General features: G+C 44.5%; 20 protein-coding genes. 13 read left to right on the forward strand and 7 right to left on the reverse strand.

What is annotated here, in order from left to right; translation table 11 throughout:
* Positions 1-35 precede the first annotated feature (35 nt).
* The 6 genes from LJF29_RS00140 to LJF29_RS00165 all read left to right on the forward strand — a co-directional run bounded on the left by LJF29_RS00140 (position 36) and on the right by LJF29_RS00165 (position 6,768).
* Complete coding sequence (locus LJF29_RS00140; protein ID WP_229146397.1) at positions 36-1,496, forward strand: o-succinylbenzoate--CoA ligase; 1,461 nt, start codon at positions 36-38, stop codon at positions 1,494-1,496.
* Positions 1,493-2,608: an o-succinylbenzoate synthase gene (gene menC / locus LJF29_RS00145; protein ID WP_168748596.1), complete on the forward strand. Its 1,116-nt coding sequence runs from the start codon at positions 1,493-1,495 to the stop codon at positions 2,606-2,608. The genes LJF29_RS00140 and menC overlap by 4 nt, the downstream gene beginning before the upstream one ends.
* A gap of 276 nt (positions 2,609-2,884) precedes the next feature.
* On the forward strand, positions 2,885-3,808 hold the full coding sequence (locus LJF29_RS00150; RefSeq protein WP_229146398.1) for a metal ABC transporter solute-binding protein, Zn/Mn family: 924 nt from the start codon (positions 2,885-2,887) through the stop codon (positions 3,806-3,808).
* 17 nt (positions 3,809-3,825) lie between these two features.
* Complete coding sequence (locus LJF29_RS00155; RefSeq protein ID WP_229146399.1) at positions 3,826-4,578, forward strand: metal ABC transporter ATP-binding protein; 753 nt, start codon at positions 3,826-3,828, stop codon at positions 4,576-4,578.
* A 5-nt stretch (positions 4,579-4,583) separates the two neighbouring features.
* Complete coding sequence (locus LJF29_RS00160) at positions 4,584-5,891, forward strand: metal ABC transporter permease (protein WP_229146400.1); 1,308 nt, start codon at positions 4,584-4,586, stop codon at positions 5,889-5,891.
* Positions 5,881-6,768 carry a metal ABC transporter permease gene (locus tag LJF29_RS00165; protein ID WP_229146401.1) on the forward strand — a complete coding sequence of 296 codons (888 nt, stop codon included), beginning with the start codon at positions 5,881-5,883 and terminating at the stop codon, positions 6,766-6,768. The genes LJF29_RS00160 and LJF29_RS00165 overlap by 11 nt, the downstream gene beginning before the upstream one ends.
* Positions 6,769-6,790: 22 nt before the next feature.
* Here the strand turns inward: LJF29_RS00165 and LJF29_RS00170 are convergent, their stop codons facing one another.
* Genes LJF29_RS00170 through LJF29_RS00180 form a run of 3 tightly spaced genes read right to left on the reverse strand, consistent with a single transcriptional unit; the run spans position 6,791 to position 9,420 of the window.
* On the reverse strand, positions 6,791-6,949 hold the full coding sequence (locus tag LJF29_RS00170; RefSeq protein WP_010331596.1) for a DUF1540 domain-containing protein: 159 nt from the start codon (positions 6,947-6,949) through the stop codon (positions 6,791-6,793).
* A 53-nt stretch (positions 6,950-7,002) separates the two neighbouring features.
* Positions 7,003-8,046: a cytochrome d ubiquinol oxidase subunit II gene (locus tag LJF29_RS00175; protein WP_168748592.1), complete on the reverse strand. Its 1,044-nt coding sequence runs from the start codon at positions 8,044-8,046 to the stop codon at positions 7,003-7,005.
* Positions 8,047-8,088: 42 nt separating this feature from the next.
* Positions 8,089-9,420, reverse strand: a complete 1,332-nt coding sequence (locus LJF29_RS00180) for a cytochrome ubiquinol oxidase subunit I (RefSeq protein ID WP_010331594.1) — start codon at positions 9,418-9,420, stop codon at positions 8,089-8,091.
* Positions 9,421-9,621: 201 nt separating this feature from the next.
* Here LJF29_RS00180 and LJF29_RS00185 point away from each other — a divergent pair, with 201 nt between their 5' ends.
* Both LJF29_RS00185 and LJF29_RS00190 read left to right on the forward strand, forming a co-directional pair.
* Complete coding sequence (locus LJF29_RS00185; RefSeq protein ID WP_010331593.1) at positions 9,622-9,870, forward strand: type B 50S ribosomal protein L31; 249 nt, start codon at positions 9,622-9,624, stop codon at positions 9,868-9,870.
* Between the two features lie 110 nt (positions 9,871-9,980).
* Positions 9,981-10,544: a beta-class carbonic anhydrase gene (locus tag LJF29_RS00190; protein ID WP_229146402.1), complete on the forward strand. Its 564-nt coding sequence runs from the start codon at positions 9,981-9,983 to the stop codon at positions 10,542-10,544.
* On the opposite strand, the gene yidD is transcribed toward LJF29_RS00190, so the two are convergent.
* Positions 10,541-10,768, reverse strand: a complete 228-nt coding sequence (yidD, locus tag LJF29_RS00195; RefSeq protein ID WP_010331591.1) for a membrane protein insertion efficiency factor YidD — start codon at positions 10,766-10,768, stop codon at positions 10,541-10,543. The genes LJF29_RS00190 and yidD overlap by 4 nt on opposite strands.
* A gap of 127 nt (positions 10,769-10,895) precedes the next feature.
* Here yidD and LJF29_RS00200 point away from each other — a divergent pair, with 127 nt between their 5' ends.
* Both LJF29_RS00200 and LJF29_RS00205 read left to right on the forward strand, forming a co-directional pair.
* On the forward strand, positions 10,896-11,369 hold the full coding sequence (locus tag LJF29_RS00200; RefSeq protein WP_010331590.1) for an S-ribosylhomocysteine lyase: 474 nt from the start codon (positions 10,896-10,898) through the stop codon (positions 11,367-11,369).
* A 120-nt stretch (positions 11,370-11,489) separates the two neighbouring features.
* Entirely contained in the window at positions 11,490-11,933 is a 444-nt protein-coding gene (locus LJF29_RS00205; protein WP_229146403.1) for a FixH family protein, read from the forward strand.
* Here the strand turns inward: LJF29_RS00205 and ytzI are convergent.
* Positions 11,927-12,076, reverse strand: a complete 150-nt coding sequence (gene ytzI / locus LJF29_RS00210; protein WP_229146404.1) for a YtzI protein — start codon at positions 12,074-12,076, stop codon at positions 11,927-11,929. The genes LJF29_RS00205 and ytzI overlap by 7 nt on opposite strands.
* A 124-nt stretch (positions 12,077-12,200) precedes the next feature.
* On the opposite strand from ytzI, the gene LJF29_RS00215 reads away from it, so the two are divergent.
* The 3 genes from LJF29_RS00215 (at position 12,201) to ytkD (ending at position 13,892) form a co-directional block, all read left to right on the forward strand.
* Entirely contained in the window at positions 12,201-12,638 is a 438-nt protein-coding gene (locus tag LJF29_RS00215; protein WP_010331587.1) for a Dps family protein, read from the forward strand.
* A gap of 158 nt (positions 12,639-12,796) precedes the next feature.
* Positions 12,797-13,201, forward strand: coding sequence for a phage holin family protein (locus tag LJF29_RS00220; RefSeq protein ID WP_010331586.1), 405 nt, complete (start codon positions 12,797-12,799; stop codon positions 13,199-13,201).
* 214 nt (positions 13,202-13,415) lie between these two features.
* Positions 13,416-13,892, forward strand: a complete 477-nt coding sequence (gene ytkD, locus LJF29_RS00225; RefSeq protein ID WP_168748590.1) for an RNA deprotection pyrophosphohydrolase — start codon at positions 13,416-13,418, stop codon at positions 13,890-13,892.
* Between the two features lie 24 nt (positions 13,893-13,916).
* On the opposite strand, the gene LJF29_RS00230 is transcribed toward ytkD, so the two are convergent.
* Both LJF29_RS00230 and LJF29_RS00235 read right to left on the reverse strand, forming a co-directional pair.
* Positions 13,917-14,729 (reverse strand): ABC transporter permease, encoded by an 813-nt coding sequence (locus LJF29_RS00230; protein WP_229146405.1) that lies wholly within the window; start codon positions 14,727-14,729, stop codon positions 13,917-13,919.
* Positions 14,704-15,486: an ABC transporter ATP-binding protein gene (locus tag LJF29_RS00235; RefSeq protein ID WP_010331583.1), complete on the reverse strand. Its 783-nt coding sequence runs from the start codon at positions 15,484-15,486 to the stop codon at positions 14,704-14,706. The genes LJF29_RS00230 and LJF29_RS00235 overlap by 26 nt, the downstream gene beginning before the upstream one ends.
* Between the last annotated feature and the right edge of the window lies 1 nt (position 15,487).

The raw sequence follows: 15,487 nt of genomic DNA on the forward strand, positions 1-15,487 counted from the left end.
TTTAAATCAAGTAATTTCACCTCGGAGATGATGACATGCTGACAGAACAGCCCAACTGGCTCCTGCAACGGGCACAGCTAACACCTGATAGAATCGCTCTCATTTATGGAGATCAAACCGTGACATTTGCTGAATTATTTGCCGCATCCAAACGAATGGCGTCACAGCTTTCAGCTCATTCTTTTCGAAAAGGGGACACTGCGGCTCTTCTGCTCGGAAACCGGGCGGAGATGGTATATGCTGTTCACGCTTGCTTTTTGCTCGGCGTAAAAGCGGTCTTGCTGAATACAAAGCTGTCTAAACATGAAAGGCTGTTCCAGCTGGAGGATTCCGGCGCACGCTTTTTACTGACGGACGAAAGTTTTGACATGCAGGATTATGAGCAAATGGTTGAAACCATTAATATCGATGAACTGGTAAAAGAAGAGGCACAGGATATTGAAATTGAGCCATACATGCAAATGGACGCAACGGCGACGCTCATGTATACCTCCGGGACAACCGGCAAGCCCAAGGGAGTTCAGCAAACGTTTGGAAATCATTATTTCAGTGCGGTGTCTTCTGCTCTTAATTTGGGTATAACAGAAAAAGACCGCTGGCTTATCGCGCTGCCGCTCTTTCATATCAGCGGACTGTCAGCGTTATTTAAATCTGTGATTTACGGAATGACGGTCGTGCTTCACCAGCGTTTTTCAGTAAGTGATGTATTGGATTCTATCGACAGGCATCAAGTTACGATTATTTCTGCGGTGCAGACAATGCTGGCAAGTCTTTTGGCAGAAACAAACCGCTGCCCGTCATCCATCAGATGCATCCTGCTCGGCGGAGGTCCTGCGCCGCTTCCTTTGCTAGAAGAATGCCGAGAGAAAGACTTCCCCGTTTTTCAATCATATGGAATGACGGAGACATGCTCACAAATCGTTACTCTCTCGCCGGAATTCAGTATGGAAAAGCTCGGATCAGCAGGAAAACCGCTGTTTTCATGCGAAATCAAAATTGAGCGGGACGGAAAAGCGTGTGAGCCGTTTGAACACGGTGAAATTATGGTGAAAGGCCCGAATGTCATGAAAAGCTATTTCAACCGGGAAAGCGCAAATAAAGCATCCTTTCAAAATGGCTGGTTGAAAACAGGCGATCTCGGTTATTTGGACAGTGAAGGGTTTTTATATGTATTGGACAGGCGATCAGATCTTATCATTTCAGGCGGAGAAAATATTTATCCCGCTGAAGTGGAGTCTGTGCTGCTTTCTCATCCGGCTGTTGCAGAAGCCGGCGTTTCAGGCGCGGAGGACATAAAATGGGGAAAAGTGCCTCATGCTTATCTTGTGCTCCATCAGCCTGTCAGCGCTAAAGAACTGACCGTTTTTTGCAAAGAACGATTGGCGAAATATAAAGTTCCGGCAAAATTCTTTGTATTAGACCGCCTGCCGCGCAATGCGTCGAATAAGCTATTGCGAAATCAGCTGAAGGATGCGCGTAAAGGAGAACTGTTATGATCGAAATTGAAAAAATTACGCTTTATCATTTAAGCATGAATCTAAAAAAACCGTTCAAAAACAGTATTGAGACGCTTCAGGAGCGCAAATTCTTGATCGTGGAAGCCATCGATATATCCGGAGTTACAGGATGGGGGGAAGTGTCTGCGTTCTCCTCACCGTGGTACACCGAGGAAACGATTGGTACTTGTCTGCATATGCTGAAGGATTTTTTTATTCCTAATGTCGTCGGACGTGAATTTAGCCACCCTTCTGAAGTGCCGGACAGCTTGGCGCGCTACAAAGGTAACAGGATGGCAAAAGCGGGGCTTGAATCAGCTGTTTGGGATATTTATGCAAAAAAGAAGGGAATTCCTCTTGCGGAGGCATTAGGCGGGACAAGAGACAAAGTCCCTGCCGGGGTTGTTGTCAGCTTAGCGCCTCTTGAGGATATGCTGAAAGAAATTGAGGCTTATCAAAAAGAAGGCTATCAAAGAATTAAAATTAAAATTCAGCCAGGACAAGATGTGGAACTGGTAAAAGCCATCCGCAGCCGCTTCCCGGGCATCCCGCTGATGGCTGATGCGAATTCCTCTTATGAACTCAAGGATATCAGCCGCTTAAAGGAGCTTGATGAATATCATTTAATGATGATTGAACAGCCGCTCCAAGCTGACGATATTGTTGATCACCGCCACTTGCAGAAGCATATGAAAACGGCGATTTGCCTTGATGAAAGCATTTGCTCAGCTGATGACGCGAGACGGGCGATTGAGCTGGGAAGCTGTAAAGTAATTAATATCAAGCCTTCTCGCGTCGGCGGATTGACGGAAGCTCTAAAAATCCATGATCTGTGCAAAGAGCACAATATGCCGGTTTGGTGCGGAGGAATGCTGGAGACTGGCATTTCAAGAGCGCAAAACGTGGCGCTGGCTTCCTTGCCTCAATTTACAATACCGGGCGATATTTCGTCATCTTCAAGGTATTGGGATGAGGATATTGTGACCCCTGATATCCGTATCGATAACGGATTTATTTCTGTGTCGAAACAGCCTGGTTTAGGGGTTGAAGTAAATCAGGAAATAATGAGAAAATATGTGACCAAAATGGATGTTTTCACACAGCATGGATGAGAAAAAGACATTTTATCAATTTGAGAGAATGTGAGTGTGCTGTTATAGTAAAAGCGTTGAATACATCCCTTCTCGTTTGGACCGGCTGCTGAACCAGCCGGTTTTTTTATGTGAAAATGTCTTGACAGAAATGGACAAACGCGATAATTTTGCACTAAGGAAACTTTTTGTCCTATATAAACAAAACATGCTTATGTCTAATTAAATGTCACATGTCTAAGAAAACACATCATATGATAAAACAACAGGACATCGATGGCAAAGAGGAGGGAACAAATGAAAAAACGAGGGCTGATAGCGGCATTGATCCTTGCATGCCTTGCGTTATCGGGCTGTGGATCAGAGTCTTCCGGTAAAAGCTTTGATCAGGGATTGCAAGTGACGGCAACGACATCTCAGATTGCGGACGCTGCTGAAAAAATCGGCGGAACGCATGTTAAGGTCACTTCTTTAATGGGACCGGGAGTAGACCCCCATCTTTACAAAGCGTCACAAGGTGATACGAGAAAATTAACATCAGCAGACGTTGTGCTTTACAGCGGCTTGCATCTCGAAGGGAAGATGGAAGACATTCTCCGTAAAATCGGTGAACAAAAACAAGCGGCAGCGGTCGCCGAAGCGATTCCGAAAAGCAAGCTTATTTCTGCGGGGAAAGGGAAGATGTATGACCCTCACGTCTGGTTCAGCATCCCATTATGGATTTACGCAATTGATGAAATCGAAAAGCAATTCAGCAAAGCGATGCCTGAGCATGCAGATGACTTTAAGAAGAACGCAAAAGAGTACAAAGATAATTTGCAAAATTTAGATAAATGGGCGCGTCAGGAGATTGCGAATATTCCGGAGAAAAGCCGTGTCCTTGTAACCGCCCACGATGCGTTTGCGTATTTTGGGAAAGAGTATGGATTTAAAGTAGAAGGCCTGCAGGGACTCAGCACAGATTCAGATTATGGCTTAAAGGATGTACAGGACCTGGTTGAGCTTTTGGCAGAAAAACAAATTAAGGCTGTTTTTGTAGAAAGCAGCGTGTCTGAAAAATCAATTAATGCTGTGGTGGAAGGAGCTAAAGAAAAAGGCCATTCGGTGTCAATCGGCGGTCAGCTCTATTCAGATGCAATGGGTGAAAAGGGGACAAAAGAAGGCACATACGAAGGCATGTTCCGCCATAATATCAACACGATTACGGAAGCGCTTAAATAAGGAATAGAGGTGAAAAAATGTTTCCTGTTGAGCTGGAAAATGTAACAGTCGCTTATGATAAAAAGCCCGTTCTGCAAGAGATCTCGCTGCAGGTGCCGGAGGGGAAATTAATCGGTATTATCGGCCCAAACGGCGCTGGAAAGTCCACCTTGATCAAAACGATTCTCGGTCTTGTGCCCCGTGCCTCAGGAGACATCTCCATTTACGGAGAAACTTATAAACAACAGCGGACAAGAATCGGATATGTGCCGCAGCGAGGTTCGGTTGATTGGGATTTTCCTACCAGCGCTCTCGATGTCGTGCTGATGGGAAGGTACGGCCGAATCGGCCTGCTGAAAAGACCGAAAAAGGCAGATGTGGAAATGGCTGAATCGGCTTTAGAAAAAGTCGGCATGTTCGATTATGCGAAAAGGCAGATCAGCAAGCTGTCAGGGGGCCAGCAGCAGCGGGTATTTCTTGCCCGGGCACTTTGTCAGGACGCCGACATTTACTTTATGGATGAACCGTTTGCCGGCGTGGATGCAGCGACGGAGCGGGCAATTATGACTCTATTGGCTGAGCTTAAGGATAAAGGCAAAACCGTACTAGTCGTCCACCACGACCTGCAAACCGCCGAAGACTATTTCGATTGGATATTGCTGCTCCATTTAAGGAAAATCGCCTTCGGACCGGCAGATGACGTGTTTTCGATTGAAAACCTTCAAAAAACGTATGGAGGAAGGCTGACATTTCTAAAAGATAAAGTGCTGGCAGAAGGTAATAAGGGGTGAGCGCATTGATAGAAAGTTTGTGGCTGCAGCTCCAGCATCCGAATACACAGTGGGTGTTGGCTGGGACGCTTTTGCTCGGCGCAGCAAGCGGCGTGTTGGGGAGCTTTGTGCTGCTTAGAAAACAAAGTTTAATCGGAGATGCGATGGCCCATTCTGCCCTGCCGGGTGTGTGTCTCGCTTTTCTGTTCACCGGAGAAAAATCGCTCCCTTTCTTTTTGCTCGGCGCGGCGCTTGCAGGGCTTCTCGGAACGTGGATGATTCAGCTGATACCGCGGCTTTCAAAAACAAAAGAGGACTCGGCAATCGGGATCGTTCTCTCTGTGTTCTTTGGCGTCGGCATTATACTGCTGACATATATTCAGCAGCTGGGCTCGGGAAGCCAAAGCGGACTTGATTCCTTTCTGTTCGGCCAGGCTGCTTCATTAGTCAGACAGGATATCATTCTTATTGCGGGAGTATCCGCCGTTTTATTGCTGCTTTGTACGGTCTTTTTTAAGGAATTTAAAATCATTACCTTTGATATCGCATTTGCAAAGGGATTGGGATTGCCAGTGCGTTTTTTAAACGGACTATTGGCCTGTCTCATTGTCTGCGCTGTTGTGATAGGGCTTCAAACTGTAGGTGTTATCTTAATGGCAGCTATGCTCATTACTCCTGCGATTGCCGCAAGATATTGGACCGAGCGTTTAACGGGCATGATCATAATTGCCGGGATGGCAGGCGGGATGAGCGGCGTGTCCGGAACGTTGCTGAGCACAACAATGGAGGGCATGGCGACAGGGCCTTTGATGATTTTATCGGCGTCGATCATTTTTCTTTTTTCAATGATTTGCGCACCTAAGCGGGGATTGGCTGCTAAAGGGATAAGATTAATAAGGCTGCGAAGAAAAACAAACCGGGAGCAGGTGCTTCTAACGATTTTTGAGCAGTATGAACATAATAAAATATATGTAAAAGAGGAAAGTGTACGAAAGAAGAGGCGGCTTTCACCTTCATTATGTCATAAAGTTTTGGGAGATTTGGAAAAAGAGAGGTGCGTCGTGCGGATTGGAAACGGTATTTGGCAAGTGACACAGGCTGGGATAGAAAAAGGTTATCTTACAGCTTTAAAATATCGGATGTATGAAATGTACCTCATGCATGAAATGGATATGGAAAATGCAGATGCGGATCAGGATGATTTTGTGCCGGACCGGTTGCCGGAGGCCACAAGAGATAGACTTCTTTCACTTTTGAAGCTGCATGGCAGGATGCCTGAGCTCCGTCAGCCATACCCTGGAATCGAAAAGGGGAAGATTGCCAATGAGCTTTGAAGCGTGGATTATAGCGACGGGCATACTAGTCGGTGTCAGCTGTGCGTTGATCGGTACTTTTCTTGTATTAAGGAGAATGGCAATGCTGGCCGATGCCATCAGCCATACTGTTTTGCTTGGAATTGTTGGTGCTTTTCTTGTGACAAAAAGCCTGGACGGGATTCCTATGTTCATCGGTGCAGCCGTGTCGGGACTGTTAACAGCATTTTTGGTACAGCTTCTTCACAGCAAAGGGGTTCAATCAGATGCCGCCATAGGAGTTGTTTTTACCTCCTTATTTGCAGTTGGTGTCATTTTGTTATCAGTATATGGAGCGAATGTCCATCTCGATATTGAACATTCGCTAATGGGAGAAATCGCTTTTGTGCCATGGAATACGGTCACGATATTCGGAGTGGACATCGGGCCAAAAGCGTTTTGGATGCTGGTTGCTGTGCTGCTTATCAACATAACGATGGTCAGTGTGTGTTATAAGGAGTTTAAAATTGCTTCGTTTGATCCGCAAATGGCTTTGGCCATCGGGATACCGGTTATGCTGATTCATTACCTCCAGATGGGTATGCTGTCGCTAACGACCGTTGCCTCCTTTGATTCGGTCGGCGCCATATTGGTTGTGGCGATGCTGATTGTACCGCCTGCTGCTGCCCATTTATTAACGGACCGGCTGCTTTATATGCTGATTATCAGCGCGGTCATCGGAGGGCTGTCAGCTCTATTGGGCTATATCTGCGCAACATGGCTCAATGTTTCCATTTCCGGAGCGATGGCGGCAATGACAGGGTTTTTTTATGCTGGTGCCTTTTTATTTTCGCCATCAAACGGAGTGATGACGAAAAAGATGAGAACGCTCAAAACACAAAAAGAAAGAGCTGTCTAATGCCAGCTCTTTCTTTTCATTTTTACAAATCTTGTGGTTTAAACGTTTTGCAGTCTGTTTCCCGGCTGTTTTCGGCAGTCTCGCCAGTATGGCTGACAACATAAATGGCATCGGCTGTGCATCTGTTGCCTTTGTCCCAATAAGAACAGTTGTTGACCTCGCATAGGATTTTCTGGTCCATGCCATCCCCTCCTTATAAAGGTTCAAGCTTAGTATAGCCGGTGGGCTTGGGCCCTATTCCTCCTGCTGGCGGATATACCGTTTATCCTTCATAAACAGCTTCCAGAAGAAATAGAAGCCCGGGAAGAGGATAATGAATGCAACGATATATGTCATAAACAGCGCTCTGAACGTGGCGGGCTCGGTGAAACCGGACATGATCGTCACGTCAGGATAAATCATATAAGGGAGGTGGGCGCGGCCGTACGCGTAGCTTGCCAGAAAATACTGTATCGCAATCGCGACAAGCGCCAGTCTGGGTTTCCCAATCTTTTTGCCGAAGCTTTTGTTAGGGAGAAAAAGAGCTATGCCTGCGATGATGAATGTAATAAACGATGCAATAATCCAGGAAAAATCATTCATCATTCCAGTATAAAGCCAGTTTGCTTCATTCCGCATCGTTAGCATAATGCATATGGCAAATAGGAGCGAAATCGGACCGGTGATTAAGGCGCTTTTTCTGTATGCCGTGTAGGCGTCCTGTTCCTCAGCCACATTCGAAACATCCGCCAGCAGCAGAGAGGATAAAAATAAAGTGCTTAAAATCGCAAACCCTATGAATGAATAGGCGTTTGGGCTTGTCAAAATGGTAGACATATTCAAGCTGTATACCCCGTCTGTGCTTTCGATAAATCCACCATGTGTCACCGGAAGAACCAAAATCAGAACAGCGGGAATAATAAAACCGGAGATGCCGGAAATATATCTGAGCAATTTCCTTTCCTTCGCTGTGTTTGAAAAAACGAGAAAACCGCTTCGGATTGCTAAAAGCAATAAAATAATGCTGCCGGGAATTAATAAAACAGTTCCGAGCACAAACGTTGCACCTGGAAAAAAGCTGAAAAGCGCAACGACAATGGCCACGATAAAGACGTTAGTGACCTCCCAAGTCGGCGACAGAAAGCGATTTGCGATATCAGTCGCCTTCATATGCTCCTTGTTTAAGTAGATCATAGACCAAAATCCCGCCCCGAAATCCATTGTGGCCATGACGGCGTAAATAAACACAAAACCCCAAATAATTGAGATGGCGATCAGAGCGTCCGTTGAAATGTCCATTTGTCGATCTTCCTTCCATTTAGTTTCCTGCTTGCGAAGCTATTAAGACTCCGCCGTATTTAAATCCTCATCCACAGGGTGCTTTTTGAAATAGTAAAGCAGTACATAAACGACAGCTGCGCCCAACACGGCGTAAACGAAGGTGAAAAACAGGAAAAGCACTCCGATCGAGCCTGTCGTCGTGACAACATCTGATGTCTTCAGCAGATGATAGATGACCCACGGCTGTCTCCCCGTACATGCGAAAATCCAGCCAAATTCAATACCAATCATGCTGAGAGGACCGGCTGTCATGAAAATCACCAGCAGCCAGGTTGGAAAACGATCTTTCTTTAATACTTTTCTCCAGACGACACCGATAATGGAATAAAGAATAAGAAGCATTCCGACACCGACCATCGCATTAAATAACGTGTGAATAAAAAGCGGCGGCCATTCGTCTCTCGGAAACGCATTTAATCCTTTTACAACGGTGTCAAAACTGTTGGCTGCCAAAAAGCTTAATGCCCACGGAATCTCGATTGCCCATTTCACTTTTTCCTCCTCCGGATCGGTAAATCCTCCGATTGCAAGCGGGGCATGGGATCTTGTTTCAAAAAGGCCCTCTGCTCCGGCGAGCTTTTCCGGCTGATATTCATGCAGCATTTGTGCTGATTCATGGCCGTTTAAGGCTGTTATCAATGAAAAGATACCGCCGACCGTCAGCGCGAGCAGCAGGGCTTTACGGTGAAAGCGATAGACGTTTTCTTTTTTTCTGGACCGGATCATTTTGTATGCGGCAACAGAAGCAACGATAAAGGCTCCTGTCATGAACGCAGACAGAACGACATGGCCGGCGGTTACAAAAAAGCTTGGGTTAAAAAACGCGGCCCACGGATCAACATCAGTTATCTTCCCGTTTGTCATTTTAAATCCGGCCGGTGTTCCTTCAAAGGCATGGACATTCGTGATCAGAATGGCGGACGCCGCGGCCCCGATCAGCACAAAAACAACAGCGATAATCCTCATAACCGGCGATAAACGGTCTGCGGCATATACATAAATCGACATAAAAAGGGCTTCGATAAAAAAAGCGTAGATTTCAATTTGGAATGGCAGCGACATGACCCGGCCGACGACTTCCATAAAACCCGGCCATAAAAGCGCGAGCTGAGTACCGGCAATGGTTCCGGTCGGAATGGCGACCCCCAGCAAAACAGCCTGTGCTTTCGTCCATCTCTTCGCCATGATGGCATAATGGTCATCCTTCGTTTTTTGATAGATCAATTCAGCTATTAAAATCATGAGCGGCAGACCGACTCCCAAGGTTGCGAAAATGATATGAAAGCCCATTGTCGTACCAAAAAGACTCCTAGCCAAAACTAAATCATCCACAATAATAAACCACCTTTCACAAAACGATCTGTATGTAATATGGGTTTATTATTTGCTTCCTCGGTTAGATTATTCTTCCTGTTCTTAAAAGCTTGAGGTTTATGAAGCGAAAGATCGGGAAACATGTAAGGAGATTGACAAAATGTTTGTTAGGTTATAAAATAAAACGTAATTATTACGATTTAATAAGGAGAGATAGACATGAAGGAAGGAATTCATCCAAAGAATCACAAAGTAATATTTCAGGATGTAAACAGCGGATACCGCTTTTTGAGCAGGTCTACCAAAACATCGGAAGAAACAGCGGAGTGGGAAGATGGAAACACATATCCGGTTATTAAAGTAGAGGTAAGCTCTGATACTCATCCATTTTATACAGGCCGCCAGAAATTCAATGAAAAAGGCGGAAGAGTCGAGCAGTTCAACAAAAGATACAACATGGGAAAATGAGGCAGCCGCAGGGCATGCCTTTTTTTCTGGTCTCAACATCATGCCGGTAGGATGACGAAAGGCAGAGGCTGTGATATATTGGAGAAAAAAGACCGGAAAGGAATACCGCTATGAGTCTTCTCAATGATATTCTTGAATTTAATAAAACTTTTATTGAACATAGAGATTATGAAAAGTATCAAACATCAAAATTCCCGGATAAAAAAATGGCAATTCTTTCTTGCATGGACACTCGTTTGGTTGAATTGCTGCCGCATGCGATGAATATGCGAAATGGTGACATCAAAATTATAAAAAGTGCCGGTGCGCTTGTCACTCACCCGTTCGGAAGCATTATGAGAAGTTTACTGGTAGCAGTGTACGAACTGAACGCCGATGAAGTCTGTGTAATCGGACACCACGATTGCGGCATGAGCAAAATCAGCAGCGAAAGCATGCTCAATAAAATAAAGGAAAGAGGAATACCGGAAGAACGCATCGAAACATTGAAATACTCCGGAGTCGACTTTGATCAATGGTTTAAAAGCTTCGATTCAGTAGAAGCGAGCGTAAAAGACAGCGTGGACGTCATTAAACATCATCCGCTGTTCCCGGAAACTGTGCCTGTCCATGGTTTAGTCATTAATCCTGAGACAGGAAAACTGGATGTTGTCGTAAATGGCTATAACGATTAATCTTTGCGCTTTTTTTCTGGGACGGGGTCGACACCGCCCGGATGAAATGGATGGCATTTTAAAATCCGTATGAGAGTCAGCCATCCGCCTTTAAGGGCGCCGTGCGTTTTAATGGCTTCGATTCCATATTGTGAACAAGTCGGATAAAAGCGGCATGTTGGCGGCGTCAGCGGCGAGATGAATTTTTGGTACCCTCTGATCAGAGCAATAAATATGGTTTTCATGGGTCTTCAGCAACCTTTCTGATCCAAGTATAAAAAAAATAACGCGGTTTGAAAAGTTATTCGATAATTCTTATCGGAAAGGTATGTTATAATAAATATACATTTTTAAAAAAGGGAGAGTGCCATTATGCCTTCAGTAGAAAGTTTTGAACTTGATCATAATGCTGTTGTTGCCCCATACGTAAGACATTGCGGTGTGCATAAAGTAGGAACAGACGGCGTTGTAAATAAATTTGATATTCGTTTTTGCCAGCCGAATAAACAGGCAATGAAGCCTGATACAATCCATACCCTCGAGCATTTGCTTGCGTTTACGATTCGCACTCATGCTGAGAAATATGATCATTTTGATATTATTGATATTTCACCAATGGGCTGCCAAACCGGATACTATCTTGTTGTCAGCGGAGAGCCGACTCCTGCGGAAATCGTTGATCTGCTTGAAGACACAATGAAGGAAGCGGTAGAAATTACCGAAATTCCGGCTGCCAATGAAAAGCAGTGCGGCCAGGCGAAGCTTCATGACCTGGAAGGCGCAAAACGTTTGATGCGTTTCTGGCTGTCACAGGATAAAGAAGAATTGCTAAAAGTATTTGGCTAAATAGAAAAAAGACCTTTTTGCTTTCGGGCAAAAAGGTCTTTTTTGTGACGGTGCAGATTTTGTATACCATTTGCTGTAAGCGTTTGCTACTATTGAGGTAAACACGAAAAGGGTGATGGAATGAAAAAGATGGTCGCTGCAGTACTTTTTTCTGCTGTTTTTTTATTGAATGGGTGCGGATCAGAGGAGAACAAAGCACATACAGCAGCTGAGACGCCTGAAGTATTAGATGTAAAACTCACCGGACCGGAAAAAGTGAAGCCGGGAGAGCATGCTGCTTATGAAGCGGCGGTTTCTTACGGAGATGAAGCGGTGACAGATGCTGATGAAGTGGAATTTGAGGTATGGAAAGACGGAGAAAAAAATGACAGCAAGATGTTTAAAGCCAAACAGGAAGATGGCGTATACCGATTGGAGACGGAGTTTAAGGAAGATGGCGTATACACTGTACAATCTCATGTAACTGCAAAAAAACAGCACAGCATGCCGACCTTAAAAGTCCAAGTCGGAGACGCCGATGCTGCCATCAAGAAACCTGAAGAAGATCAATCACACCATCATTGACCTTTTGGATCTGAATCGGGAGCATTTCCTTCTTGAGGAGGGTCAATCGTGTGCTTTACATTATAGGCTTTTACAGTCGTCCAAACGCTTATGAGCAAAACAGCCAGCACAATCAGAATACTTATCGTGATGAGAAGCGTCATGATTCCACCTCCCGTTTTCAATAATTGTAACATAGTGGAAGACATTGTGTCAGACGGGTAAAATAAAGGTTTTAGCGTACGATATGAAGGGTATACACTTAATATAAACAAGGAGGACGATAATATGTCAGAACAATTAATTCAAGCCGTGAACAAACAAGTAGCTAACTGGACAGTCATGTATGTGAAACTACATAATTATCACTGGTATGTAAAAGGAAAAGATTTCTTTACACTTCATGAAAAATTTGAGGAGCTTTATAACGAGACTGCAACTTATATTGATGATTTGGCAGAGCGTCTTTTGGCTTTGAACGGAAAACCGATCGCGACAATGAAAGAATCTTTGGAAACAGCTTCAGTAAAAGAAGCGAACGGAAACGAAACAGCAGAACAAATGGTTCAGAGTGTGTATGATGATTTTACAGTTATCGCGGAAGAACTGAAAAGCGGCATGGACTTAGCCGACGAGGTCGGAGACGAAACAACAGGGGACATGCTTCTTGCAATTCATCAAAATATTGAAAAACATAACTGGATGCTGAAAGCTTACCTTGGATAATAGAAAAGAAAGGCCGGATATCTTGTGAAGATGTCCGGTTTTTGTTTTGCTCGCAAAAATAGGCGACAACTAGTCCATTTTTCTGAAAAATCCAATCCGTTCGGCATGCTTTCCATAGAATATGGTAAGGCCGTTTCTGTGAAAGGATGTTGGGATAAATGGATAGAGACTTTGGCATCTTTTCGTTAATTGCAGTCAGCGTTTCAGCAGCGGGGTTTTTCTTCGGAGGTTTTCAGTACTCATTCCTCATATTGCTGTCTCTTATGGCAATTGAATTTATCAGTACGACCTTGAAGGAAACAATTATTCACAAACTGGTGTTAAAGAAGGTTTTTGCCCGTTTTGTCAAAAAATTAGTTACGTTGGCTCTGATCTCTGTCTGCCACTTTTTTGACCAGCTGCTAAATACACAGGGATCGATACGTGACTTGGCCATTATGTTTTATATTCTTTATGAATCTGTGCAAATTGTTGTGACAGCCAGCTCTCTCGGTATACCCGTTCCGGAAATGCTTGTGGATCTATTAGAAACGCTAAAAAATAAATTCAGACGCAAACCGTAACTTTTAACTGTTCGCGGGTCATAATAAAGCCCAGAGCGTCAGTCATTTACACATTTTAACAAGAGTTGGGGCTGAAAGCTGTACGAGCTGGTCTAACGTTTCAGATCCGGATGGCGCGCTGGGTTTCCCTTATTTTTTGATAAAAAGCTACCGAAGAAACGTAACTGTGGTATGATGTATGGAAGATAGCTAGGAACGGATTTGAGGGATAAACATGTACGAGTTTAAAGATTATTATCAGAATACTGTTCAGCTCTCCTTTGACAATCAGCCCTTTTCGGACAGCCCGAAGCATGTCTGGGTCATCTGCCGTTTTGGTGACAAATGGCTTTTGACAGAACATGAGGACAGAGGCTTTGAGTTTCCGGGCGGGAAAGTGGAACCGATGGAGTGCGCGGAAGAGGCGGCGCTTCGAGAAGTAAAGGAAGAAACAGGGGCGAGAGTGAAAAGCCTCAAGTATCTCGGACAGTATAAAGTTCTCGGAAAAGAAAAGGTTATTGTGAAAAATATATATTTTGCAGATATAGAGAAGCTTGAAAAGCAAGCCGATTACTTTGAAACGAAAGGACCGGTTCTGTTTCAAGAACTTCCGGAAAACCTGCCCCGTAATAAAAAATTCAGCTTTATTATGAAGGATTCTGTGCTTCCCATCAGTTTGAAAAAGCTGAAAGAAGCGGGATGGATCAACTAAAAACCCGGCTATCTGCCGGGTTTTTTATGTTCTGCCCTTCGTCCATTTCTTTTCTAACAGTTCTACGCCCTGATACATCAGAGTGGCAAATATAGCAATAATCAACAAGCTTAAGAAGACGAGTGTAAAATTGAAGACTTGGAATCCGTAAATAATCATGTATCCTAATCCGACCTTTGAAACAAGAAATTCGCCTACGATGACACCAACCCACGATAAACCGACGTTTACCTTCAATGTTGAAATAATAGCGGGCGAAGATGCGGGAAGAATCGCTTCTTTAAAAATAACCCACTTGTTTGCGCCGAATGTTTTCATTACTTTAATATAGTTCTCATCCACCTCTTGAAAGGCGGTATAAACGACGATGGTTGTAATAATGACGCTAATGACCGCTCCCATCGCGATAATGCTGACAAAGCCGGGACCGAGCGCGACAATCAGGATAGGCCCGAGCGCCACTTTCGGCATAGCATTTAAAATGACCAGATATGGATCTAATATTCTGGCAAGCCGATTGGACCACCATAACAACGCGGCAAGACACGTGCCTAGGAAAGTCCCCAGTAAAAAGCCAAGCACCGTCTCAAATAAAGTAACGCCGATATGCGACAGCAATGAGCCGTCAGCAAGCTTTTCAATCAGTAAACGCCACACGGCTGACGGCGAGCTGAAGATCAGAGGATCAATCCAGCCCTGTCTGCTTGCGATTTCCCATCCGGAGAAAAAGAGGATAAATATCGCAAGCTGAAAAGAATGCACATTCCATTTCTCTTTTTTCTGTTTGAATTGAAATTGCTCATGAAGCATATCAATTGTTTCTTTGCTGTTTCTCAAGAGAATTCAACTCCTTCCATATCGTCTGAAACAGCGTCTGGAAGGATGGCTCCTGACGGGCGTCAAAAGGCATCATCGCAGCCAATTCTCTAGGGATTGTAAAAATTTGATGAATGGTGCCCGGCTGATTAGAAAATAAAAAGATAGTATCACTCATCGCAATCGCTTCCCCTATATCATGAGTGACAAGCACCGCTGTTTTTTGATACTCCTTTAATGTGCGGAAAACGAGGTTTTCCAAAGACAGCTTCGTCTGAAAATCAAGCGCGGAAAATGGCTCATCAAGCAAAAGCAGACTTGGATTTGGTGCAAGAGTTCTTGCTAGAGCGGCCCGCTGCCTCATCCCGCCTGACAGCTCCTTAGGATATTTCTTTTCAACATCAACGAGACCCAGCTCCGGCAAAAGACCGAGTGCTGCGGCCTTGTTTTCTTCAGTAAGTGTGTCGGCGATTTTCAAACCGAGGAGCACATTTTCCTCAATGGATTTCCAGGGAAATAAGTAATCCTGCTGAAGCATGTAGCCAATGTTATGTTCTTTTTGATTCGGCTCACGGCCTTCAATCAGAACTCTGCCTTCCGAAGGTTCGATCAGGCCTGCAATTATAGAAAGCAGTGTTGTTTTTCCGCAGCCGCTGGGACCGAGAAATGAGATGAAATCGCCTTTATCGGCATCGAAATGAATGTCTTGTACGGCCGTCGTTTTTTCTTTCATAGAAAAATAAGTATGGGTTACATGGTCGACATGTAAAAAAGACATA

This window comes from Bacillus sp. LBG-1-113, assembly GCF_020708615.1.
In the GTDB taxonomy this organism is placed as follows: domain Bacteria; phylum Bacillota; class Bacilli; order Bacillales; family Bacillaceae; genus Bacillus; species Bacillus mojavensis.